This is a genomic window from Microcoleus sp. B3-D7 (assembly GCF_036705305.1).
In the GTDB taxonomy this organism is placed as follows: Bacteria; Cyanobacteriota; Cyanobacteriia; order Cyanobacteriales; family Microcoleaceae; genus Microcoleus.
On sequence record NZ_JAUBUE010000100.1, the window covers coordinates 1 to 5,753 of the forward strand.

5 protein-coding genes and 1 pseudogene are annotated in these 5,753 nt (G+C 43.3%); all 6 read right to left on the reverse strand.

The window, feature by feature from the left end; all coding sequences use genetic code 11:
• Positions 1-54: 54 nt before the first annotated feature.
• Entirely contained in the window at positions 55-441 is a 387-nt protein-coding gene (locus QUB25_RS29195; RefSeq protein ID WP_333188913.1) for a group II intron maturase-specific domain-containing protein, read from the reverse strand.
• Positions 392-988, reverse strand: a complete 597-nt coding sequence (locus QUB25_RS29200; RefSeq protein WP_333188915.1) for a reverse transcriptase domain-containing protein — start codon at positions 986-988, stop codon at positions 392-394. Before QUB25_RS29200 ends, QUB25_RS29195 begins: the two co-directional genes overlap by 50 nt.
• A pseudogene (locus tag QUB25_RS29205) lies at positions 898-1,368 on the reverse strand (reverse transcriptase N-terminal domain-containing protein); the annotation flags it as partial. The gene QUB25_RS29200 and the pseudogene QUB25_RS29205, both read right to left, overlap by 91 nt.
• A 327-nt stretch (positions 1,369-1,695) precedes the next feature.
• Complete coding sequence (locus QUB25_RS29210; protein WP_333188918.1) at positions 1,696-1,839, reverse strand: hypothetical protein; 144 nt, start codon at positions 1,837-1,839, stop codon at positions 1,696-1,698.
• Positions 1,840-1,896: 57 nt separating this feature from the next.
• Entirely contained in the window at positions 1,897-2,556 is a 660-nt protein-coding gene (locus QUB25_RS29215) for a hypothetical protein (protein WP_333188919.1), read from the reverse strand.
• Positions 2,557-2,696: 140 nt separating this feature from the next.
• Positions 2,697-4,379 (reverse strand): group II intron reverse transcriptase/maturase, encoded by a 1,683-nt coding sequence (ltrA, locus tag QUB25_RS29220; RefSeq protein ID WP_333188921.1) that lies wholly within the window; start codon positions 4,377-4,379, stop codon positions 2,697-2,699.
• Positions 4,380-5,753: the final 1,374 nt, after the last annotated feature.

Sequence of the window (5,753 nt, forward strand, 5' to 3'; positions counted from 1 at the left end):
TCCTCCTTATATTTCAGTGTTCATTTACAAATAGTGCATCTATTAACTGTAGCACTATTTTATGAAACTGCTATTAGAGGTTATACCGTCATATAACGCACTGTTGCGTTTTGTCCAGTAAAGGATATCTCCATCGAAAGGTGATTTATCCCCTTTTACCATCACGAATTTATTTTCGTGCCATCCAATTTTTGGGAATGCTAGGTCTATCAGGTGATTGACTTGGTAGCGGGTTAGCTTACTTTCTTTGTTAAATACCTTCCATGTTTTATTGTTGAGTGACCATAAATTAAATCTGGGGCCATCCAACTTACAAAACTGGTGGTAGTTTCTCCAACCTCTGACAATAGGAGCCAGCTTTTTGGCTTTTACCTTTGCCCCATAATTCGAGTTATTGACGATTTTTTTCACTTTCTGTCGAAACTTTTTGAAGTTTTCCACGCTCGGGAAAACTCCTGAACTTCCCGTTTTTATGGACTTTAAAAGTCCATCCTAGAAAGTCAAATCCATCTGTCGCTGCGGTTATTTTTGTCTTTCTTTCACTAACATTCATCCCTCTTTCTGCAAGGAACTGACGAATTTTGTCAAGGATATTTTGTGCGTCATCTTTTGGTTTGAGAAAAAACACCAGATCGTCAGCGTATCTGACGGATGGGTGAAGGGACTCTATCCCGTTTAATGCTATATTTGCCAGAAGTGGGCTGACTACTCCACCTTGCGGTGTTCCTTGTTCAGGAAATTCTGGGTTTACTCCTATTTTTAGACAACGGAAGATTCCGTTTCTGATGCCCATTGGGGCAATGAGTCTATCCATAATGGCAGTGTGGCTGATTCTGTCAAAGCACTTTTCGATGTCTAATTCGATGACTCGCTTGGTTATTCCTTTACCTTGAGAGTTTAGGTTTTGAAACAGGTATTTTTGAGCATCATGTGCTGCCCTGCCTGGTCTAAATCCATAGCTCCGTTCATGGAATAGTGCAACGCGCAAGCAGGTTCAATAGCGTATTTGACTAAGCATTGCCACGCTCTATCGTACATTGTTGGCACTTTTAATAATCGGGTTGACCCATCCTTTTTGGGTATGGGAATTTCTCTCAGCCTTTGGTGCTTCCATTTGTCAACATTTGACTTGAGATTGAGGCTCAAGTCTAGGCGTTCTTGATGGGTCAAGGACGCTTTGCCGTCTATACCTGGTGTTTTCTTGCCTGCATTTAGCTGTGTTACTTGACGGATTGCCAGTAATCTTGCTGCACGGGACTTCAGAATTAGCTTCTGTAATGACTTAACTTTACGCAGGTCATTTTCTCGAATAGCTTTGTACACTCGTTTTTGTAGGCGGAATAAATTCCTACGAAATTGCTTCCAGGGTAATTTGCTCCAAAATTCACGCTTCGCTAAGACTGTGCCTAATCATTCTCTACTCCAGTTCGTGTATTCTGACTGCCTTTCAGCAATTACGCTGAATCCTACCCGAATCTAAGGGTTTACTCGTCTCGTCTCGTCTACCTTGGGTTCGACCTTTCCAAAGACCTTAGATTCGTTTTTATTCGTTCCCTCAAGTGATTGTCTTGTCCTTTTAGGTGGAACCAATTCAACCATTGGATACCCTTAGTACGGCTAATCTCTGAGGTAGAAGTTGGCGGGTATTAGCTCCAATAAAGTCAGGGGGGTTATTCTTTTCCGTCCTGCTCTTTCCTAGGTTGCTTTTTTAGGTTCTGTTTTCACCGTGAGGACGCCCCTAGCGCCAGTGTGGTATCGGTCAACCTCTGATTGCGCCCTATTCCCAGCTTCAGCCTCTCGAATTCCGAGTCGAGTCACTGTGGGTAGATTGGGAGTCATGCCCGTACTTGGCAGAGAGGACTTGCACCTCTATCATCTTGAGAGTTTCACGAGCCTTTAATGGCTGTGAGCCCTGTTATTTCGTGGTTTTATCCACTGATTCGACGGCAACGAATCGCACACCTCAAGGAAATAGAGCGAGTTCACCAGAATCCGACGAAGCTGCGCTCGATAAATCAGCAAATCAGCCCGCCGTTCATCCAAGCAGGATAACCCCGCAGCTTTGGCAATTTCTACAGAGCCTTCCAACTTCATTAACTCCGACAACAGCAGCGGTTCCTGGACTCGGTTGAACAACGCCAGGGGAAGAGCGCCGACGGGAATTTTACCCAAGTCGGTAAACTGATAAGAGCGAGATTCCTCTGACTCTAGCAATCCTTTGAGTTCCCACCGAAAGTTTACCAAGTCTTTGGGAATCGATCGCTTTTGGGCTCCGTACTCTTTCCACAGCACTTTCAACTGTTCCAATTCCTCACCCTTAAGTTCGATGTTGAAATGCTCGTAGAGGGGCAGCGCGGGAAACGCTTTGGTTTTAATCCGCTGCGAAACTGGCTTGCAAGTTTCCCCGGTGTGCGCGAAGTGATGTTCTTTCACTGACCCCTTTTTTGCTGTCAATCCGCCTCCGCAGTAGAGACAAGCGAGATTCGTTTTTCCGCGCACAACTTCATCAATGCTCGTCAGTTCACCGCTGAGAGCAACGCCGTATTTTAGCCACATTGTCTGTCAATTCTCCTTTGAGGTTAGAGTCGATAGGAGCGTTACCACTCCTACCTCTCCTTCAGAACGGAACGTGATACTTTCGCATCATTCCGCTCCTTGATAATTCCATCCTTGTTATGGATACGATTCAAGACACGCTATCGGGTTTTGACACTTTCTTTAGAATGTATTGACCCATCTGTTGCAGTCTTTGTGTCGTGGCAGTGTTTATGCAGAAGTTGTAGGTTGTCGTAGGTATCCTTTCCACCTAACGAGGTTGGTTTAATATGGTCAACTTCTACAATGTCTGTACTGGTAAAGTACAAACCACAGTGAGGACAAATACCCTTTTGACGCTTGATTAAGGATGCAACCCTGTTAGGAGTTTCTGGGTATTCACCTCTTCGCTTGCTCCAATAAGTCCAGTTTCCATCAAATGGACTGGCAACAGCCTTTATTTGGATATGCCTTACGATTGGCGTATCTGAATGTTGTTTTAATTCCAATCCATTCTCGGTGCTGAAACACCAATTACGGTCGCCTACTGTTCTCCAGTATTTGTTCTTATTGATCTTCCCGTTTCCCCTTCTTCTTGCCCAAGCTCTTAATTTATCGTATGTTAGTTTATCAACATTGCTAAATGTTCTCTTGCTAACAACTGTTGAGTAATAGTTTGACCATCCCCTAATTATTGGATTTAGCCTACTAATTAAAGTAGCTTGGGGGGCAGTCTTATGGGTGTCTATTACTTCAGCAATTTTTGATAAATGACTTTTGACTTTGGCTTTTGAAGGTGTAATTAGTGTAGTAAAACCTAGTGGGGTTCCGTGTGGATTAACGGCACATCTGTAGTTTCCTGTTTTGTGCTGTTGTATGTGGAACCCTAAGAACTCAAACCCAACATTTCCATCTATTTCGTTAAGGGTGTGGGTTAATCTTGTTTTACTTGGTTTCAATTCCAATCCCATATCATTTAACCAATCAGCAATTATCTCTTTACACTTTAAGACTACGTTCAAATCCTCATGGATTATCACAAAATCATCTGCATACCGGATTAGACTAAGAGCAACGCGGTTATCCCGTTTTTTTCCTTTTAGTGTTTCCGCGTATTGCTTAACTCTTGCTTCCATACCATGTAGGGCAATATTCGCAAGTAATGGAGAAATTACCCCACCTTGTGGTGTACCTTCATTAGTAGGAAAGAGATTTCCTTGGTCACAGTATCCTGCCTTGAGCCAAGTTCTTACTTGCTGTTTCATAGCAGGAAATGTGGCTATTTTTGTGAGTAATGCTTTATGGTCTATACGGTCGAAGCATTTAGCAATATCAGCATCAAGCACATATTTGGCTTTTTGTTTAATGCTGTTAAATATTGCTCCAATCGCATCGTGACAGGAACGTCCTGGTCTAAAACCATAAGAGTTAGGTTCAAACTTTGCCTCCCACTCTGGTTCTAGCGCCATCTTACATAGCGCTTGCAATGCACGATCGTTGATTGTGGGTATTCCTAATGGTCTAGTTTCGGTTGTTCCGGGTTTGGGAATATTAACCCTACGAGTGGGTTTTGCCTTGCCTTCCAACTTTAACTTACCAACCAGGTTAGTACGTTGCTTTGGGGTCAGCGATTTCACGCCATCCACACCAGCCGTATTTTTACCTTTGTTATCTTGTGTCACCCTACGCACAGCAATACATTTTGCAGACCAAGACCTAATCAGGGTCTTCTGAAGTTTGCGACAGGCTTTAACATCACCACGTTCACTCGCTTGGAATATTCGCTTTTGCAACTTAAAAGTCACCCGTTCTAGCTTTCGCCAGTTGATGTCTTTCCACTCCACCGTCTGATTGTTCAGCGTTTTAGATATATGCTTTGCTACTTGTTCTATTCCTTTGGAAATACCGTGTATCTGTCAGCATATCCACACCATTACAGTGAGGCATTCGCTTTTGATACAATCCCTCTCCCTTAAACCATTCGTTAGCTACTTACTGAACATCGACCTATTCAGAGATTTAAGAGAGTTACTTCGTTCCGATTACATATTGATTGAGTCTTTAGCTGTGATGCTCTCCACCGGGATTACGGGCGGTGCCTATAAGTTAGATCCGGATCCACTTATGCCCTATCCTTACCTTTTGGCTTGGTGTTGGTCAGGGATTCTTACCGTATTTTTTCTACGGGTTCACCATTGACGCGAGCCGTTACACCATTCATACATTACGATGGTTCAGACACATCTTTGCTTTCGCTACGCTTGGACTCTCGCTCAACAGTTACCAGTTTTGGCTACCAGTAGTTCTGCCTTTTAACCCCGCTTTAGTCTATTGGTTGCTACCCAACAAACTAGGGGGTATGCTTTCACCTCTGCACTTGAGGGATGGGACTTACCGCACAGCGGTTCACCCATAAATGTAATCAGTTATCACCAGTTTTTATCAACTGGGCTAACCGTTCCATAAGCTTTCCAGCTTATTTTAGGTTAAACGAATCGCACCCGGTTTTGGAGATGCACCCGCTCCACACGATCGAGAATTGTAACAACAAATCCAAGGGTGAGGGCTTCTGCCGATCGAAAGAAAGCGATCGTCATTCGATGCTCTTGATGCGCGACTGTCAATCTAAAATCTAAAATCTAAAATCCAAAATCTAAAATCTCAAATTGCTCGTCCCCAGTCGAGAATTTCTTCAGGCAAGGAGTCAGATAGGGACTTTGACAACAGAATCAGCCACATCCATGCCAAATACCAAACTTCTTAAAAAACTTAAACGAAGCTGCACCTGCAACGAAGCGGCCCGAAGATTCGGCGATTCCAAACCTTTCCTCGATGTCGCCTCCACACAGTCTTCATTGCTAAATTAGATTGACCGCTCTATCCGCTTGAACTCAATCCCCTATTGCAGCTAGTAGAAATAGGCAAGTAGAGAAATTACTACAAAAAGATTCGGTTCCCTCTACTAACACCACCAGAGTAAGAACGCTATAGTTGATAAACGTCTAAAAAAGGGCAGCTTGAAGCGATGCCCCCCAAGGCGCTGAACCTAGAAAAAAGAATAGTTTGAAAGCTTAAAGCACTATTAACCTCGTCAAAAAAATTAAGATAGAGAGTCAAGGCGAAAGCTAATACTCAATATCACAAACAACGAGAAAAAAGTCAAGGGAAAAAAACCAGCCTTTGTGCTGAGTGGAAAGAACTTGACGAAAGCCAAAAAA

Bases quoted from the DNA above. Each gene is read 5' to 3' on its own strand.
- QUB25_RS29210 (WP_333188918.1), bottom strand. From the start codon at position 1,839: ATGACTCCCAATCTACCCACAGTGACTCGACTCGGAATTCGAGAGGCT.
- QUB25_RS29215 (WP_333188919.1), bottom strand. From the start codon at position 2,556: ATGTGGCTAAAATACGGCGTTGCTCTCAGCGGTGAACTGACGAGCATT.